The following is an 18,004-nucleotide window of genomic DNA, read 5'->3' as shown; positions in this document are numbered from 1 at the left end:
ATCTTGGCGGTGTATTCGCTAAGAAAATTGGTAAGCTCTTGGATCTGCGGCCTCGCCACCTCTGCTTCTTTTGCTGTCGCCGCTCCTGCTGACGTTATTTTTGCCGCCGCGGTAGTGTTTCGTGTTGTTTCCTCGCCTGCCTCTGCCGCTTCAATATCGTTTTGCGCTGTCTCCGAGGCCGTTACGGCTTCTGTTTTTACAGCGCCCGCCGTCGTCTTTGATGCTGCTTCGGCGTCCGTTGCGGCGGAAAAATTTTGATTGTTTAAATTTGACGTCGTTTCGGAATTTGAGTTATCTAAATTTAGCGCCGAGGCGGAATTTTGCTCGCTTAAATTTAACGCCGCCGCAGAGCTTTCATCGCTCAAATTTGAAGTGGCGCAATTCTGCTCTTTTAAAGAATTTTGCTCATCTAAATTTAAATCGCAGCCTGAATTCTGTCCGCTTAAATTTAAACTTTCGGCGTCCTCGCAAGATCCGCTAAATTTAGAATTTTCCCTGCTCACGGCTTACCTCAAGCTGATTAGATCGAGCGGGTTGATGTGGTAGTTCTGCTGCGTCACTTCAAAGGTCAGATCCGAGCCGATGCGCCCGATGATGTAGCCCTTTTTGACGTTGGAGCCGACGCGCACGGTAGGCGGGATCTGATTTAGATGCGCGTAGATCGTATGGATGCCGCCGCTGTGCTCTAGGATCACGACCTTATCGAGCACGGCGGTTTCTTTAGCAAAGACCACCTTGCCCGGCAGCACCGCTTTAACCTGCGTGTCGCCGCTGTTTGAGCCCAGCACGATATTTTCGTTGAAAAGCTTGATGTTATACACGGGGTCGTTGTAGTTGCCGAATTTTCGCTTCAAATACGCGCCGTTCAGAGGCGCTGCGGTCTTGGCTCCGCTGTATTTTTTGACGCGCGAGGACTGATAGCTAGAGCCGTACTGCTTGACCTTTTGGTTGATCTTGCTTACGCGCTCATCCGCAGGCTCGCTCACTTCGGGCTCGGGCTCCTGCGGTGGCGCAGGCTCGGGCTTGCCTGCCTTTTTGGCAGCCGCCTTTGCTTTGGCGTACTCTTTTTCGCGCGCCTGGCGCTCCTTTTGCTTCTGCGCTTCAAGCTTTGCTTGGCGCGCCGCTTCCTCCTTCTGCGCTTTGGCTTTCTCCTCGGCGTCGTCGATGATCTTAAGCTCCTGCAGGGTCTTAGATATGGCGTCTTGCTCGTCGTTTATCTTCTCCAGGCGCGCAATGTAGTCCTCTTTGTCCTTTTTCATCTGCGCGAGCTTTTCTTTTTGGGTAGTTTGTTTAGCGTTAAGCTCGGTTTTTTTCTTGTCGTAGCCCGCCATGCTCGCCTGGATCGATTTGATCTTTTTGTTCTGCTCGTTGATAAAATTTTGATTATTTTCGTAGTCTTTGATCAGCCCTTTCAGCTCGTCGTTCATAACGACGCCGAGCCCCTCTAAAATTTCGCTAGCCATGATAGAATCGGGCGTGGTGGTGGAATTTACGTCGGTGATGAGATCAAATGATAGCTCTTGCGAGATCACGTTTGCGATCTTGCTTTCCAGATCGTTTTGCACGCTAAGAAGCGTGACATTTTGGCTATTAAGCTTTTCAAGCTCCTGCGCTTCGGCGGCGTATTGATCCTTTAGCCCTTCGATCGTTTCGCTTAGCTGTTTGATCTCGCCCTCGCGCTTTTTAAATCCCTCCTGCTCCTTTACGATAAGGCCAGCGATCTCGTCGATCTTTTGCGAGAGTTGCATCCCCTCTTTTTGCGAGCTTTTGAGTTCTTGACCAGCTTTGGCGATCTTGTCTTTCGTGCTTTGACCCTTTGCGGGCGCGGCATAAGTAAGAGCCGCGGCAAGCCCTAGCGCAAGAAGCGGCGCTAAAAAAGCCCTTTTCATGCTCGTTTATTTCCGATTTGCAGCATCACAAAACTTACCGCGATGATAGATAGCGCCAAGGCGACACCCAAAAGAATCAGCGCATCGTAAGGCAGCACTATGGCGGTGCGTAGATCGCCGATGCCCTTAAGCGTGGTCGAAAACACCTCCCAAGAAGGAAGCGCTATGTAGAAGCAGGTCACGATCAGCGTGGCGATGAAGGAGTCTATTATCGCCATTCGGTAGAGCTTGCCGCTTTTTATCAGAAACGACGCGCCGAAAAGCTCCATGATCTCGATGCGCTCTTTGTGTTCGTAAACCCAGATACGCATCTGGCGGTGGATTAGCATTACGCCTAAAAGCACGATGAGAAACGCAAAGCCGTAAACGAGGCTTTTGATAAGCAGTAAAATTTTAAAAATTTCATCGTGGGTTTTTTTAAAAATTTCAACCCGCGTAAGCGAGCCTATGGATTTTAGATCCTGCTCGATCTTTGCAAGCTGTGCGGCGTCGGGGAAGCTTTCGAGCTTGACGCTATAAAATTTAGGCAAATTTTTACTAAGCTCGGCAAAGGCGTTTTGTGAAATTTTACCCTTCAGCCTCTCGGTGATGCCCGCTGTGGAAATTTCGCTAATCGAGCTGATCTTCGGCACCGCTTTTTGCGCGTCTTGCAGGCTGAGCGAGGTTTTGGAGACTAGCACGATGTTGTATTCGTTTTGGATCGAGCGCTCGTAGCTTTTGGTTAGGTTACTCATAAAAATTCCAAACTGCACCGAAAAAAGCAGCGCGACGAGCGAAAAGATCACGCCGAAATGGGTTTTAATCGATTTCATTTACTTTAGCGTCCTTAATCTCAAAATGTCGGTGCCTAAAACGCAGCGTAGAGGGCATTTTATGCGTCACGATGACGACGCAGGCGTTCCACGACTCGCACGCCGAGCGCAGCAAATTCCAAATAATGGCGCTGGAGTAGTCGTCCAAATTTCCCGTAGGCTCGTCGCACAGCAGCAGGCGCGGATTATGCGCCATCGCACGCGCCAAAGCCACGCGCTGCTGCTCGCCGCCGCTAAGCTCGAGCGGATACTTGCCCATCTTATGCCCGAGCTCGACGTGGCGCAGTAGCTTTTTGGCTTGGTCTTGGCAGACCTGCTGATTGTAGCCCATTATCATTAACGGAAGCATTATGTTGCGCTCGATCGTCCATTCGTTGATCAGGCGGTAGTTTTGAAAGATAATGCCGATGCGCTGGCGCAGGGTGCGCAGATCGGAGTTTGTGATGCCCTTTAGATCGCACAGGCAGACGTTCAGCTCGCCGCCGATGATGTCGATGCCGCCGTAGAAGGACTTAAGCAGCGTGGATTTGCCGCTGCCGCTCTTGCCCGTGATGATGACGAAGTCCTTCGCGCCGATGCCGAAGCTCGCGTCTTGGATGACCGCGCCCGCCTTTTCGTAGCCCAGAGTGAGGCCCGCTGCGGTGATGATGTTGTAATCGTCCGTTATCTCTGCCATTGTGAAAATATCTCCGAAATTTTTTGATGTGCCGCGTGGTTTTCGCGCGTAGGAAGCGGGCGGCGGATGAAGTAGCGCGTGCCGCTTGCGTTTGCGCGGATGAAACACTGCTGCGGAAAGTCGAATGCCCCGAGCGAAAGCAGGATTAGCACATCTTGCGGTTCTGCGGCGCCTAGCTTGCCTTGCCGTCTGTTTAGCGGTTCGGCGCAGCTTGGTTCGCTTTGCTGTTTATCTTGCTGCTCGGCATGATTTAATTTGCCTTGGTGTTCGGCTTGTAGCTCGTCATGGCTTGGCTCGCTTCGGTGACCGATTTGCGACTTGACAGAATTTGACTTATTTTGTAATTCTGCTTGCGGTTCAGCAGCGTGGTTTAGCTCTTTTTTTAGTTCGGCTTGCGGCTCATTTTTGCAAAGTATGACGCTTGCTTTTTTTAGAATTTGCGTAGCGTTTGCTTCGTCTGTGTGGGTTGCATTCGGCGTGGCGCTCTCTTTTATTGCACTGCTTGCTGAGAATGAGCCGTCCAAATTCGGCGCATTGTTTGTATCTATTGTGCCGATCGCTGCGGGTGTAGTGCTTGCGCCTGTCGCGCTGATAGCCGCAAGCGCACCCTCTGTGTCGCTAGTATTTAGCGCACTGCTTATTGCGATCTGCTCGCAGGCTAAAGCGCGCTTTTCACCTGGGGCGGGGTGGCTAAATTTAGCGCTTACTGCGACGGGAATGTCGCTCGCTAAATTTACGCCGCTTGCGTTCAAGCGATCCTCGTTTAAATTTGCGTCGTCTTTTGCGCCCGCTTCATCCGCGCGGTTTGTATTCAGTGGAGCGCTTGCTTTTTTTAGAATTTGCGTAGCATTCGCGCAAGCTGAAATTTTATCGCCTGCTGTCGTAGCTGAAATTTTGCCGCAGTCTGTCGAAATTTCATCCATGCTCCCGCGCTCGGTTAAATTTCCGCCGCGCGCCGCGTCTAAATTTATGGCCTCGTCGTTTATAGCTTTGCCCGCGCCGCTTAAATTTACGCCGCGCTCCTCGCAAGCTCCGTCCGCGCCCAAGCTTTTTTGCGCGTCAAAGTAAAAAATTTCCTCAAAATGCACGAAAAAATCCTCGCCTTTGAAGGTGAAATTTTTAAAATTTCGCGCGATTGCCGCTGTGTCAAATTTTAAAAATTCCATCTCAAACCGCTGCGGCTCACCCAGGCCCGCGGTTTTGTTCTCATAGATCAGATCGTAGATATCTTTATCCATCTTGCGCCATCTATCCTCGTATTTGCTCGCTACGGCGGCGTCGCGGTTTTTGAAGTGCGAAATTTCGCCCGCTTTTCGCTGAACGTAGGGCGAGAGCTTTTGCATCGCGTAGAGGAAGTACTCCTCGCTGTCGGTGCGAAGCTCAAAGCGGCCGCTGTGCCCGAGCGTACGTGCGATCTGCGAGGCGAACTCGTCGCTTATGACGCGGCGGTGCGGCGCGTCGTCCCACGGCACGGGGAAGTGCAAAAATACGCGCTGTAGGCAGCCTGCGGGAAGCAGGCTCAGCAAAACCCGCGCGTCGGTGGCAATCAGCGCAATGTTTTGTAGCCCCTCGCGGATCGCTAGCTTTGCGACCTGTTCGATCGCGGGCTTGTAAATTTCGATGCCGATTAGCAGCGCGTCTTGATTTGAGCGCGCTTGATGAAGCAGGTGTCTGCCTGAGCCGAAGCCGATCTCGATGAAAATTTTATTAAATTTAGAGCTTTTTACGAGGGATAAAATTTCATTCTCGTCCAAAATCAGCGGCGTTTTTTCGGTAAGCGAGCTGTCTTTGTAAGCAAATGCCTGCGAGATGATCCGTCCGCAGAAGCGCTCTTTAAAAATTTCGAGCGCTCGCTGCAGATGACCGATTTTGGCGGGCTTGGTGATCTTTTCGCCCTTTACTATCATTTTGCCGCTGCCGGGTTTTAGGGTGATAAAAAACTCGCTATCAAAGCTCTTGGTTCGCACGAGCGTCAGGTTTCTGCCGCGCGCCGTCTCTAAAAATTCGACCTCGCCGAATCTAGCTGGTAGCGGTGGCAGGCTCACGCTTTGGGTTATGAAATTTGGCAAACTTTATTCTGCCTGCGCTGCGGCAATGACTGCACTAGGCTTGGACAGCTCTCCGTTTTCGGTTTTGACGGTGATGCGGTATTCGTATCCTTCGCCGTAATCGATATTGTCGATATATTCAGCACTAAGTCTGCCGCGAACCTCTTTAATCGTGCTCCACGACTCGCCTCCCTTAGGACGGCGCTCGATGAGATAGGAGCTTACGCGAAGATCCGGATGCGGGCGCCAGATGATCTTAACGCGGCCCGGAAGTCCGTAGATCGCCTGCGCAAACGGCACGGACTCTAGCATTTTCGCGGTACTTGCGATAGCGACCGGAGAAGGAGCCGAAACGCCCTTGGCGCCGTATGTGCGCACCGTGTATTTATACGAAGTGCCCGGCTGCAGCCTCGTATCTACGTAGTGAGTGGAGTATGGATCTGCGATAGTGGCGATCTTTTTGGCTTCGCCGCCGCTTGCGGGCGCTCGGTAAACGACAAAGCCCAGTACGGCGGTATTGCTGTCGTATCTAGGCCACTCAAGCCCGATCTCATCGTCGCTTGTAATCGTCCTGATCCCCTCTACGCGCGGAAGACTCTCGTCGCTTGCACTAGGCGCGCTAGACATAGCGCAACCACCCGCTAATATCGCTAAAGTAGCGCTCAACGTTAGTCGGTAAAATTTTTTCATAAATTTCATCCTTTACCTTTTGATTTGTCGTAAAATTTAGAAATTCGCTCGGCAAGCCCGCGCAAATTTTCACCTCTTTGCCGCTTCGCGGATGGATGAAATAGAGCAAATAGGCATGGAGCAAAATCCTGCTAATTTTAGCGTTTTCGCTCTTAAATCCGTATAAATGATCGCCCAAAATGTGCCGATTTATCGAGCTTAAATGCACGCGGATCTGATGCGTGCGACCCGTGAAGAGTTTTGCCGCGACGAGATTAAAGCTCTTTAGGTTTATCGGCGGCAACTTATAGTTTTGAGCGGGATTTTTAAAATTTAAAAATTTATTCTCGGCAGGGCGGGCGGCTTTGGTTTTGTTCGCGCTCATATCGGCGGATAAAATTTTGTCGGCGCCCGCATATGCGCTCATTTTGTCGGTTAAAATTTTATCTGCGTTGTCCGCGCGGCTGCTTGGAATTTTATCTACGCTTTGGATTGAAATTTTATCCGCGCTCCGCATGCAATTATTTGAAATTTCGTCCGCGTTATCCGCGCCTGCGTAGTCGTTTAAAATTTCATCCATGCCCGCGCTCTTGCTCGCGCTCGATCCGGTAGTTGAAATTTCATCCGTGCCGGCGGCTGGGTCTGCATTTAGAATTTCGTTCCCGCGCACGCTCACGTCGGTGGCTAAAATTTTACTCATATCTGCGTCCCTGTTAGCGTTTAAAATTTTATCCTCGTCCGCATACATAGCCGAGATTTTGCCCGTATCTGTGGTTGCGTCTAAAATTTTATCGACATCTAAAATTTTATCCGTAGTGTCGCCCGAAATTTTGTCCTTAGCCGAAATTCTACTTGCGCTTACGTTCGCAGCCGAAATTTTATCGGCGGCTGAAATTTTATCCATGCCCGCGCTCTTGCCCGCAGCCGTACCATTGCCCGCGCCCGCGCCTAAAATTTCATCGCGCTTCTCGGCGAAGTTTTGAAGTTCCGTTAGTTCCGCTCCGCTTAAAATTTCATAAAACGCGCTCTTTGCGTTGCGCCCGCCGGGTACGATCCCCATTTTTAGGCGGTTTGCGGGGTTGCGAGCGATCGGGCGCTCGATCACGCAGGGCTCTTTCAGCGGCAGGTCGATGAGCGCGAGGTATATCCGCCCCATGCTCTTATCGCTTAGTTGCGCCGAGAGCGCGGCGTGCGCGGCGTTGTTTTTAGCGACGAGCAGGGCGCCGCTGGTGAGTTTATCCAGGCGGTGCACGATGCCCGCGCGAAGCTCGCCGCCGAGCGTGGAAAGCAGATAGCCGCGAGACTTGAGCCAGTCCACGAGCGTGGGCTCTTTGACGCTTGCGGCGGGATGGACGGTAAGACCCGCGGGCTTATTTACCACGAGCAGATCCTCGTCCTCGTATAAAATTTCAACGTCGAAATCCAGCCGCTCCGCGCTCGTTTGCTGCGGCGCAGGCGCGGGGTAGTCGATGTGCACGAGCTCGCCCGCAGATAGCTTGTAGCCGGGCTTAGTTTGCACGGCTCCGTCCACTCTGACCGCTTCGGATTTGATTAAGCTTGATATTTGATTGCGCGAAATTCCAAGCTGCGAGCTTAAAAAAATGTCGAGCCTTTCGCTGCATTGTGCTATTAGATTATCCAAATTTATACCTTTTTTGGCTATTCTTATGTCAAAATTTTAATTAGGATTAAGCGTTGTTTAAAATTGACAAAAAGATTTTAGCATATTTTGATTTCATTCAACCTTTTTTGATCGTGCCGATAGTGGTTTTTTCATACGTTTTAATAAGCGAGGCAAACGACGTGCTGTCCTCGAAGCAAGTCGTTTATTTCGGCGTCGGATTTGCCGTTTTTACTCTATTTTTTCTCTTTCCGATACGCAAATTTTTATATCTGATCCCGATATTTTATTGGACAAATATCATATTGCTGCTCAGCGTCGATTTTTTCGGCGTTAGCAAGCTAGGGGCGAGACGCTGGCTGGAGATTCCGTTCGTGCATTTTACGCTGCAGCCCAGCGAGGTGATGAAGCCCGCGTTTATCCTGATGCTGATGTATCTGATACACAAAAACCCTCCGCCTAAAAACGGCTACGGGCTGAAGGATTTTTTGCGCCTTAGCTTTTACATACTTCTGCCTTTTGTTCTGATCGCTAAAGAGCCCGATCTAGGCACTGCCGCGATACTTTTTTTGACGGGATTTGCGATCCTTTTTATCATCGGCGTCGATAAAAAAATTTGGCTCACGCTGATCATCGTTTTTGTGGCCAGCTCGCCGATTTTGTACGAAAACATGCACGATTATCAAAAAAAGCGCATCGCCGATTTTATCAGCGAGGAGCCCAATTACCAGGTCAAGCAGGCGATCATCGCTATCGGAAACGGCGGCATCTACGGCAAGGATAGAGACGAGGCCACGCAGACGCACTTTAAATTTCTACCGATTGCGACGAGCGATTTTATCTTCGCTTATACGATCGAGCGCTTCGGCTTCGTGGGGGCTGCCGCGCTGATCGCGCTGTATGCGCTGCTGATACTGCATCTGCTGAGTCTGAACTACGATTTTAAAAGCGATTATCTGATACGGGTCTTTACGAGCGCGCTTGCCTCGCTCATTTTCATCTACACGGGCGTTAATATCTCGATGGTGGTGGGTTTCGCGCCCGTCGTGGGCGTGCCGCTGCCGTTTTTCAGCTACGGCGGCAGCAGCTTCATCACCTTTATGATCCTCTTTGGAATTTTACAAAATTTGCTGACGTTTAGGATGAAGGATAACTACAAGACCTATAAGATTAGGATGTAAATTTAGCGTTCGCGGATAAATTTTGAAATTCTACAAAATCGCGCGGGACTTATTTTTAAGTCGGCGGTGAAATTTGAAGCAGCGGGCTAAATTTTAAAGCTCGCTACAAAATCACGCTGATGCCGAGCGTAAAAACCACCGCGAAAAAGGCGTATGTAAAGGCAAATTCCAAAGTTTGCGAATTAAAAAATCCGTAGTACAAAACGCTCGTGAAAAATCCGCCCACGAAGGCTACGGCAAAGATCCCGATCCGCGCCGCGACTGGCTTTGCGCCGCAAAATTTGTATAGGTAAAAAACCCCGCAGAAGCTGATCGCAAACCAGATCATCGCGGGCACCGGCCCGCTTATGCCTATCATGCCGAAAAGATTGGCTAAATTTAAAAGCAGTAAAAATATCACCGCAAGCGCGATCAGCGCGGATTTGATCATCTATCGCGCCTTGCGCCATCCGCGGAATTTTCGCCCGCGCGGTCAGTGGAGTTTTTGCCTATACTGCTGCTAAAATTTTTACTCGCACTGCAGGCAGAGCCTTCATCGAGCTTGCCTTTGAAATTTTCGTCCGCGCCGCCTTCACCCGCGCTACCGTTTGAAATTTTAAAATTTTCGTTGGAATTTTCATCGGCGCGATGCGTAGAATTTTCATCGGCGCCGCTTGTGAAATTTTCACCGAGATCGCCACTGGAGTTTAAAATTTCATCCGCCGCAGCGTCTTTGCTTTGCGGTTCCTGCGCCTTTTTTGCGTCGTCAGAATCCACGTCTTTTAAATTTTTAGAGCCTTCGTCAACAGAATTTTCATAAATTTTGTTTGAAAATCTTTTGTGCCTGATCTGCAGATAAAAGACGAAGGCGACGAACGCCACCGCCGTGATCGCGATGTAGTAGCGGTTTTCGAAGAGCAGCACGCCCTCTACCAGCCCCGAAAACAGCGCCAGCAGCGAGGCGGTAAGAAACGGAAAGCGCACGAGCTCCTTTTCGCCGATCGCTAAGGCGATGAGCGCGACGCCGAATATCGTGGCGTTTAGCAGCGCGCCTAGGACTTTGATCTCGGCAAAAAGGCTCGGATTGACGCGCGAAGTGACGTAAAGCGCGAGCGCGACGGCGGCGAAAAGCAGGATAAAAAATACGATTTTTTTCATTTTGGACCTTTTAAAATTTATCTTTAAATTTACGATTCAGATGCGCCTTTTATGCGCATAGAGCGCAAGTATCGGCGCGTTGCAACCGCCATGTCCGTAGCATTACGCAAATATCGTGCGCTCTGCGAACATGGCTCAAAATTTTGAGGCGTCACTGCGTCGCTAAGCGTGGCTTGAGCGATACACATACTCATGACTTAAAGTGCAATCCTAATTGCGCGGACGCGGTTTGAAGCACGATTTGCATTAGTGCGACAAAATCGCTATCTTCGCGCGGCTTAAATGCGATTTTGTCGGTAAATTTTACCGCCAGTCGCGCTCTGCTGCGTCAAGTAGCGCCAAGTACATGCTTCAAAATTTTACGCCGAGCCGCGTTAAAATCCGCATTTAAGCCGTATGCATCCCTGGCTCGTGGCGCCGCAAGACGCTCCGTAAAATTTACCCGCCCGTAGTAAATATTTGGCACGCGGGCAGAATTTTACGCGCAGCGCCGCACGTTTTGCTTTAAATTTAGCGCGGGGGCTCTAAAATTTTAAATTTACCGCCTCCGTGCTCTGTTTATCCGCAAGATCCATCGTGCCCGCTAAACTATATCTGCGGAGTAAATCTTGGCGCCAAAATAAAATTTTATCTTGCTCGCAAAATGCGCAGCGCGTAAAATTTCATCACTTGTTTTTCTGAAAGTACGCGTCCACGCCGTTTGCGATGCCTTGGGCGATGCGATCTTGATAGGCGCTTTTGCCTAAATTTTTACCCTCCTGCGGGTGCGTGATGTAGCCCATCTCCACGAGCACCGCGGGCATCGTAGCGCCCACCAACACCCAAAATGGCGCCTCGCGCACGCCGCCGTCTCTGCTTGAGAAGCTCTTTTTGACCGAGCTTAGCATATAGCTTTGAATGTCGATGGCAAGCTTGTTTGAGGATATTATCTTCTCGCGATTTAAAAAATTTAGGAAGGTCTGCTTCGAGAAGGTGTTCATATCCTCCAAATCGCCCCTGTTTTCGAGTGCGGCGGCGTTTTTACTGCGCTCGCTCCTAGCCGGGCTTAAGAAAAAGGTCTCCACACCGCTCATTTTAAGTGCTGAGCTAGCGTTAGGAGCGGCGTTTGCGTGGATCGAGATAAACATATCGGCGTTTTTTTTAGCGGCGAAAGCGGTGCGCGACCTTAAATTTATAAACACGTCGGTGCTGCGTGTATAAAGCACCTTGTATCCGCGCTTGGTAAGCAGCGCACCGAGCTTTTTGGATGTGGCAAGCACGACATTTTTTTCCTTCAGCCCGTTTCCGACCGCGCCCGAATCGCTACCGCCGTGACCCGGATCGATTACGATGAGCTTGCCCTTGGTGGATTTGTAAATTTTACCGGCGGCCACGGAGACCGATTTAGCGCCTTGAGATTCATCTATCGTGCTGATTTGCGGCTCGCTATCTTGCTCGCGAACGTGCTTGCGCCCTGATTTTTGATCCTTGTTTTTTTCTGCGCGCGCGGATTTTGCGGCTTTTAAGCCTTCAGCCGTACTTAAAATCATCATATTGCCGTTAATTTCTACGTTTGCATTGAATTCTTTCGGATCGCTAAGTACGATGCGCACGGTCTTATCGTTGTATTGCGAGACGCGTACATCGCTAACGAAGCTATCTTTAAGCCGCGTTTTTTGTGACTTTTGCCGCGCGCTAAAATCAATCACGAAGCGAAAATTATCGCTACTTGCGATCGTAAAATCTTTATAATCACCGCGCTTTAGATCGCGGTTAAACTCAAGTACGATCTCATCCCCATCGCCGCGCAGCGATGCTAAAGCGAGTTTGGCATCGGGGGCGGATTTTTTTATACTGCTTTTGCGAAGTTCAGAATCTAGTCGCTCTGTCGCAGCGCTACCTGCGGAATTCTGCGCTTGTAAGGAGTCATCGGCTCCTGCGGGATTTTCGCTTGAATCATAAGACTTTGTATCGTCCGTAGAGTTTTTTGCGTCGTCTGCGCCGCGGGGCCTAGTCGAGCGTAAGAATTCCAAATCCTCACTAGATAGCGAGCTTAGATCGGCTTCTTCTGGCGCGCGCGTCTTTTTGAGATTTTTGGAAGTGGAATTTTTTGAATTCTTAGAGTTTTTTGAGGCGGAGGCTTTGGGGCTATGCGCTAAATTTGAAGTATTTTTCTCGTCCGAGCTTTTGGAATTTTTTGCGTTTTCATCTTTGAGTTTTTTAGAATGCGTGCTGCTATCGCTTGCTTTGCCTTGTAATTTGGCTAACGCAGATTCATAAGGCGAGGAATCAAGCCCTAAATTTTTCGAGCTATAAACCAGCCTCTTTAGCGCTTTGATACGGACTTCTTTATCGGACATGCCTTGGTAGAGCGATTTTAGCTCCTTGTGCAGCGAGCGCTTGTAATTCGGCGTCGCTACGATGAAATCCTTGTCGAATTTCGCAAAAAACGCCTCGCTCGAAGCTCCAAACGCCAATACGCAGCTAAAAGCCGCGATTAGAAAAATTTTAACTATCTTCGCCATTTACAAGTTTTTCTATCAATTCCTTCACGGATATTATTTCGTTTAATCGCCATCCGTTCGCGCCGGTAAAAAACAGACCGCTTTGCGTTTTGCCCAGATATGCGTCGCTTAAGCGGTCTGCGATACAGTATCCTACGGCATTAGCGCCTTTGCCGCGCTCGCAAGGGCTTACGCAGTTGCTGATACAGCGGATCTTAGGCGCCGTACCTGCGGCGATCATATCTTGCAGATTGGTATGAATGCCGCGCGCGGGATAGCCTACGGGCGATTTTAGAAGCCGGATGTCCTCTTTTTTGGCGTTAAGAAGCACCTGCTTAAATTCCTCCGCGGCGTCGCATTCAAAGGTGCCGATGAAGCGCGTACCCATCTGCACGCCGTCCGCGCCCAAAGATTTCACGCGATCTATGTCAGTTTTATCCCAAATTCCGCCTGCGACAAAGAGCGGGAAGCTGCCCCATTGCGAGATTTCCGCTTTTACTTGCGGGATTAGATTATCCAGCGCAAACGCCGGATCGCCGCACTGCTCGTAGGTAAAGCCCTGATGTCCGCCGCTAAGAGGGCCTTCGAGCACTACGGCATCAGGAATTCTGTCGTAGCGCTGCTTCCAACGCTTGGCGATGATCTTAAGAGCCTTGGCGGAGGAGACGATAGGCACGAGCGCGACGTCCGGGAAATCTGCCGTAAATTCCGGCAGATTGGTAGGAAGTCCCGCGCCGCTTATGATGATGTCGATACCCGCCTCGCACGAATTCCTTACGATGCGCTCGTAGTCGTTCGCCGCACACATTACGTTCATCCCCAAAGGCGCATCGCCACAAATTTTACGGGCGTTTCGCACTATCGCAAAAAGCGCCTCTTTGCTATAAAAATTCTCGCTTTGATAGGGTCTACCCTCGAGCGATTTTTTGGCAAATTTAAGATTTTCGTAGTAGCCGGTGCCGACCGAGCTAATGACGCCTAGACAGCCGTTTAGGCTGACATTGCCGGCTAGCTTATCCCAGCTGATACCAAGTCCCATCCCGCCTTGAATTATCGGGTGCGCAATCTCGTGTTTGCCTATCTTTATACTCATTAATCCACCTTTAATTTAGCGAATTTTTTCTTTCCTACTTGGAGTGTATATTCGCCCGAGCTAAGCTGAAGCTGCTCATCTAAAATTTTATTTTGATCGATACTGACGGCGTTTGATTTTATCAGCCTGCGCGCATCCGAGCTAGAGACTGCGAGCTTGCAGCTGATGAGCGCCTTTACGATCCATGCAGGCGAGCTTACGTGATATTCCTTTATCTCGCTAGGAAGCTCGCCTGCGCCGTGGACGCGATCAAATTCCTGCTTGGCCTCAAAGGCGGTATTTTCGTCATAAAATTGCGTGACAATCTCGGAGGCAAGCTCCTCCTTAACCGCCTTAGGATGGATCGAACCATCCGCCACGAAGCCTTTTATTAGCTCAATATCTTCGCTGCTTTTTTGGCTTAGCAGATTATACCAATCCCACATTAACGCATCGCTGATACTCATCACCTTGCCGTACATATCATGAGGCGTATCGGTTACGCCGATATAGTTACCAAGGCTCTTGCTCATCTTATTCGTGCCGTCGGTACCTACTAAAAGCGGCATCATCACGACGCTTTGTTCTTTGCCGACATCATAAATTCTTTGCAGCTGGCGACCCATTAAAAGATTAAATTTCTGATCGGTACCGCCAAATTCTATATCGCATTTCATGCAAACGCTGTCGTATCCTTGCAGTAGCGGATACATAAACTCGCTGATGCTAATCGGCTGTTCAGCCTTGTAGCGCTTCTCGAAGTCGTCGCGCTCAAGCATCCTGGCAACATTGAAAGTGCTTGATAGCTCAATCATTCCGCTAGCACCCAGGCGGTTGGTCCATTCGGAGTTAAACATCACCTTAGTTTTTGCGGGATTTAAAATTTTAAAGACCTGCTGCTCATAGGTTTTGGCGTTTTGAAGCACGACTTCGCGCGCTAGCTTTTTACGAGTCTCGCTCTTGCCCGTAGGATCTCCGATTTGAGCAGTAAAATCACCGATTAGAAACTGCACGATCGCGCCGTGGTTTTGTAAAAACGCAAGTTTATTTAGAACGACGGCGTGTCCTAGGTGCAGATCCGCAGCAGTGGGGTCCATGCCGATTTTGACGTAAAAGACCTCGCCGCTGTCGTAATAGCGCCTAATCAGTGCCTCTATTTGCTCTTCGCCGATGATCTCCGCGACACCGCGCTTAAAATTTTCCATAATGCCTTGAATGTCAGCCATTTGCTCTCCCTTATTAGTTTTTATATACGTCCGTAAGCGATACGAAATCCACGATTTTAAAGCGGTTTTTGAGTTTGTCTTTAATCTCCGTGGAGTCTAAATTTTCGTTCAGCTCGATTATGATCTCAAAATAATCCGACGTCGTTTCACTATTTTCGTTGAGGCTTATCGACACTAGATCGACCTCGAGCTTGACTAAATAGTTCAAAAACGCCGCCAGCGAGCCGCGCTTATTTTCTAAATTTAATATTATCTTGTAGCGGTGCGGCGCATTGCGCGTCCATTTTACGAAGATCATCTCATCGGTTTTGATTAGCTCGCTTGCGCGTTCACACAGCTTATGATGCACCGTTACGCCGTGTCCGTTGCGAAAGCCGATGATGTCGTCGCCGCGCTTTGGGTTGCAGCAGTAATCAAACTCGACCTCGTCGATTTTAAAATTTGAATACACCACGATGTTGTCAAATTTTTGCTTCTCAATCTCATACTTGCTGCGAAATTTCATATTGAAAAATTTCTCTTTGAGCGGGTATTTTTTCAGCGCATTTACGACGTCTTTTAAAAATACCGAGTCGTAGGCAGCTTTGCCGATCTTTTTGCTTAAATTTTCTTTTTCAAGCCAGCTTAGAATGCTCTCCTTGCTCGTCGTAAAGATCGCGCATAAAATTTTAATCGCTACTTCAAAATTTATATCTCTGATCTTTTGCTTGCAAAACGCCTTTATCGTCGCGCGCGCCTTGCCGGTTTTGACCGAGCTTAGCCAGCTGCAGCGATAGTGTGGCTCGCTTCCGGTGATGATATGAACGATATCTCCGTTTTTAAGCTCCGTTAATAGTGGCACCTTGACGCGATTTATAAAGGCCTCGGTCGCTTTTAAGCCCACTTGAGAGTGTATCTCGTAGGCGTAATCAAGCGCCGTAGCGCCGCGCGGCAATGTAAAAATTCCACCCTTGGGCGAATACACGGCGATATCCTCGACGTAGAGGCTGTCTTTGGCATATTCGTAAAGATCCTCGGCGTTGGCGTCGTCCTCTTCCTGCATGCCGATATCGTTTAGCCAATCGAGCTTCGGATTGATCGAGCCGCTATATTTATATTTCCAGTGCGCGGCGACGCCGAATTCCGCGGTGTTGTGCATATCAAAGGTGCGGATCTGCACCTCTACGATCATACTTTCATTAAAAACGGTCGTGTGGATCGTCTGATATCCGTTTTGCTTCGGAAGCGCGATATAATCCTTAAAGCGCGATATGAGCGGATTAAATTTAGTATGGATGATGCCAAGAGCCAAGTAGCAATCCATCGGCTTTTGCACGATGATGCGGATAGCCAAAAGATCAAGCACCTCCTCGATCGAAATTCCTTTGCGCTGCATCTTTAAAAAGATCGAGTAGTAGTGCTTCATCCGCTTTTGGATCTCAAAGCTGTCCTCGCTAAAGCCGTTTGAGAGCATATACTCCTTGATCTTTTCGCTAAATTTGCTCAAGCTCATCTGAAGCTGCTGCTTATGCTCCTCGACGTAATCGGCGATCGCCGAGTACTCTTTAGGCATAACGTATTTGAAGCTAAGATCTTCAAGCACGTTTTTGATCGATGAAATTCCAAGCCTGTGCGCGATCGGCGCGTAAACCAAAAGCGTCTCCTCGCCGATACGTTTTTGCTTATCGGGGCGAAGTGCGTCTAGGGTTAGCATATTGTGCAGCCTGTCGCAGAGCTTTACGACTAGGACGCGCTGATCGTTAATGGAGATCATCAGCATCCTGCGGAAGGTAAGCGCGGTGGTGCGAAGCTTGGCGTTGCTATCGCCGGATGGAGCCAGCTTATCCTCCCTGATGTTTACGATTTTAGTAAGCCCTTCTACGATTTTGGCTACTTCGTCGCCGAATCTTTGTCTAACCTGCTCGATGCTGTAATCTGTATCCTCTACTACGTCATGCAATAGCGCAGATATCACCATCGCGTCGTCTCCGCCCATAAAAGATACGAAGCAAGCTACCAAAATCGGATGGATCGCATACGGCTCGCCGCTTTTGCGAAACTGCCCGTCGTGCTGCGCGATGCATAAATTTATAGCATCCACCAGTAACGGAGTAGGATCTTTTAGATTATAAAGCAGCTGCTTGGCGCTTTGTATATCTTTGGTATCGACGACATCGTCGATGAGACTTTCTAAGAAGTTATCATTAATCCTTGTCAACGATTCCATCTAATGCGATCTTACCTTCGGCTAGTTCCAAGATTGCTATATCGGCAAATTTCATCCTGCGAGTATCTACGTTCTCTATCAGCGGCGGTTCGCCCGCAGCTAGCTGCTCGGCGCGTTTGCTTATCATCAAAGATAGTTTATATCGGTCTCCGCCCGTTACTTTTAAAGCCTTGGCTACAATTTGTTCGGTTCTCATCAATTCTCCTTAAATTTAAAATTTCAGTTTTTTACGATCGAGCAGGAGCTTAGATCTCCGCCATCGACGATTTTGTATAAATTTCCGCTCTTAAACATATTGCATACGATGATCGGAAGCGCATTGTCTTTAGCAAGCGCGATAGCCGTATCGTCCATCACCCTGATGTTGTCGTGCAGGGCTTGATCGTAAGTGACTTTGGAAAGCAATTTGGCATCTTTAAATTTTTGCGGATCCTTGTCGTAGATCCCCATAACTTTGGTGGCTTTTATGATAGCGTCGGCTCCGATCTCGATCGCGCGGAGAGTACCCGCAGTATCGGTCGTAAAGAAAGGATTTCCCGTACCCGCGGCAAAGATCACGACGCGACCTTTTTCGAGGTGCCTTTTAGCGCGGCCGATGATGAAGGTCTCGCAGATCGCTTCCATCTTTATCGCGCTTTGCACGCGCACGTCCATGCCTGCGTATTCTAGCGCCTCTCTCATCGCGATTGCGTTGATGACGGTAGCTAGCATGCCCATATGATCGCCGCTGGTGCGCTTGATGATACCGCTAGCTGCGGCGCTTACGCCTCTGATGATGTTGCCGCCGCCGATTACGATGCCTACTTCGATGCCGCCCTCTACGAGCTGCTTGATCTCTTTGGCGATAAATTTTAAAATTTCGCTGTCGATCCCAAAGCCGTTCTCTCCCGCTAGCGCTTCACCCGAAAATTTTACGAGTATGCGATTGTATTTAGCCATAAATTTAGCTCCTAATAAAATTTTAAAATATTATCTAAAAGTCGT

14 protein-coding genes and 3 pseudogenes are annotated in these 18,004 nt (G+C 49.4%); 1 reads left to right on the top strand and 16 read right to left on the bottom strand.

Going from position 1 to position 18,004, the window contains the following annotated elements:
* From Q0340_RS03030 to Q0340_RS02995, 8 genes and pseudogenes are all read right to left on the bottom strand, one after another.
* Positions 1–503 (bottom strand): annotated as a pseudogene (locus tag Q0340_RS03030) (hypothetical protein); the annotation flags it as partial.
* 3 nt (positions 504–506) lie between these two features.
* Positions 507–1,889, bottom strand: coding sequence for a peptidoglycan DD-metalloendopeptidase family protein (locus tag Q0340_RS03025; RefSeq protein ID WP_298082104.1), 1,383 nt, complete (start codon positions 1,887–1,889; stop codon positions 507–509).
* Complete coding sequence (locus Q0340_RS03020; protein ID WP_297882232.1) at positions 1,886–2,701, bottom strand: hypothetical protein; 816 nt, start codon at positions 2,699–2,701, stop codon at positions 1,886–1,888. The genes Q0340_RS03025 and Q0340_RS03020 overlap by 4 nt, the downstream gene beginning before the upstream one ends.
* A complete protein-coding gene (locus Q0340_RS03015; RefSeq protein WP_005872302.1) occupies positions 2,688–3,377 on the bottom strand; it encodes an ATP-binding cassette domain-containing protein in 690 nt (229 codons plus the stop codon). The genes Q0340_RS03020 and Q0340_RS03015 overlap by 14 nt, the downstream gene beginning before the upstream one ends.
* Entirely contained in the window at positions 3,365–5,446 is a 2,082-nt protein-coding gene (trmB, locus tag Q0340_RS03010) for a tRNA (guanosine(46)-N7)-methyltransferase TrmB (RefSeq protein ID WP_298082103.1), read from the bottom strand. The genes Q0340_RS03015 and trmB overlap by 13 nt, the downstream gene beginning before the upstream one ends.
* 3 nt (positions 5,447–5,449) lie before the next feature.
* A complete protein-coding gene (locus Q0340_RS03005; protein ID WP_297941755.1) occupies positions 5,450–6,115 on the bottom strand; it encodes a fibronectin type III domain-containing protein in 666 nt (221 codons plus the stop codon).
* A pseudogene (locus Q0340_RS03000) lies at positions 6,045–6,371 on the bottom strand (RluA family pseudouridine synthase); the annotation flags it as partial. The gene Q0340_RS03005 and the pseudogene Q0340_RS03000, both read right to left, overlap by 71 nt.
* Before the next feature lie 735 nt (positions 6,372–7,106).
* Positions 7,107–7,736 (bottom strand): annotated as a pseudogene (locus tag Q0340_RS02995) (RluA family pseudouridine synthase); the annotation flags it as partial.
* A gap of 53 nt (positions 7,737–7,789) precedes the next feature.
* Between Q0340_RS02995 and Q0340_RS02990 the strand changes: the two are divergent.
* The gene (locus tag Q0340_RS02990; RefSeq protein WP_177389326.1) at positions 7,790–8,896 is read left to right on the top strand and encodes an FtsW/RodA/SpoVE family cell cycle protein; all 1,107 of its coding nucleotides are present in this window, start codon (positions 7,790–7,792) and stop codon (positions 8,894–8,896) included.
* A gap of 103 nt (positions 8,897–8,999) precedes the next feature.
* On the opposite strand, the gene Q0340_RS02985 is transcribed toward Q0340_RS02990, so the two are convergent.
* The 8 genes from Q0340_RS02985 to pyrH form a co-directional block, all read right to left on the bottom strand.
* Entirely contained in the window at positions 9,000–9,326 is a 327-nt protein-coding gene (locus tag Q0340_RS02985) for a hypothetical protein (protein ID WP_298082102.1), read from the bottom strand.
* Entirely contained in the window at positions 9,323–10,033 is a 711-nt protein-coding gene (locus Q0340_RS02980) for a hypothetical protein (protein WP_298082101.1), read from the bottom strand. Before Q0340_RS02980 ends, Q0340_RS02985 begins: the two co-directional genes overlap by 4 nt.
* A 665-nt stretch (positions 10,034–10,698) precedes the next feature.
* Complete coding sequence (locus Q0340_RS02975) at positions 10,699–12,537, bottom strand: N-acetylmuramoyl-L-alanine amidase (protein WP_298082100.1); 1,839 nt, start codon at positions 12,535–12,537, stop codon at positions 10,699–10,701.
* Positions 12,521–13,609: a nitronate monooxygenase gene (locus Q0340_RS02970; RefSeq protein ID WP_298082099.1), complete on the bottom strand. Its 1,089-nt coding sequence runs from the start codon at positions 13,607–13,609 to the stop codon at positions 12,521–12,523. Before Q0340_RS02970 ends, Q0340_RS02975 begins: the two co-directional genes overlap by 17 nt.
* A complete protein-coding gene (tyrS, locus tag Q0340_RS02965; RefSeq protein WP_177389336.1) occupies positions 13,609–14,814 on the bottom strand; it encodes a tyrosine--tRNA ligase in 1,206 nt (401 codons plus the stop codon). Before tyrS ends, Q0340_RS02970 begins: the two co-directional genes overlap by 1 nt.
* Before the next feature lie 13 nt (positions 14,815–14,827).
* A complete protein-coding gene (locus tag Q0340_RS02960) occupies positions 14,828–17,020 on the bottom strand; it encodes a RelA/SpoT family protein (RefSeq protein ID WP_298082098.1) in 2,193 nt (730 codons plus the stop codon).
* Complete coding sequence (locus Q0340_RS02955) at positions 16,998–17,216, bottom strand: DNA-directed RNA polymerase subunit omega (RefSeq protein WP_291935955.1); 219 nt, start codon at positions 17,214–17,216, stop codon at positions 16,998–17,000. The genes Q0340_RS02960 and Q0340_RS02955 overlap by 23 nt, the downstream gene beginning before the upstream one ends.
* Positions 17,217–17,239: 23 nt before the next feature.
* Entirely contained in the window at positions 17,240–17,959 is a 720-nt protein-coding gene (pyrH, locus tag Q0340_RS02950) for a UMP kinase (protein ID WP_005872284.1), read from the bottom strand.
* Between the last annotated feature and the right edge of the window lie 45 nt (positions 17,960–18,004).

Origin of the sequence: uncultured Campylobacter sp. (genome assembly GCF_938045595.1) — a bacterium.
Lineage (GTDB): Bacteria > Campylobacterota > Campylobacteria > Campylobacterales > Campylobacteraceae > Campylobacter_B.
This window is presented reverse-complemented; position numbering and strand designations above follow the sequence as displayed.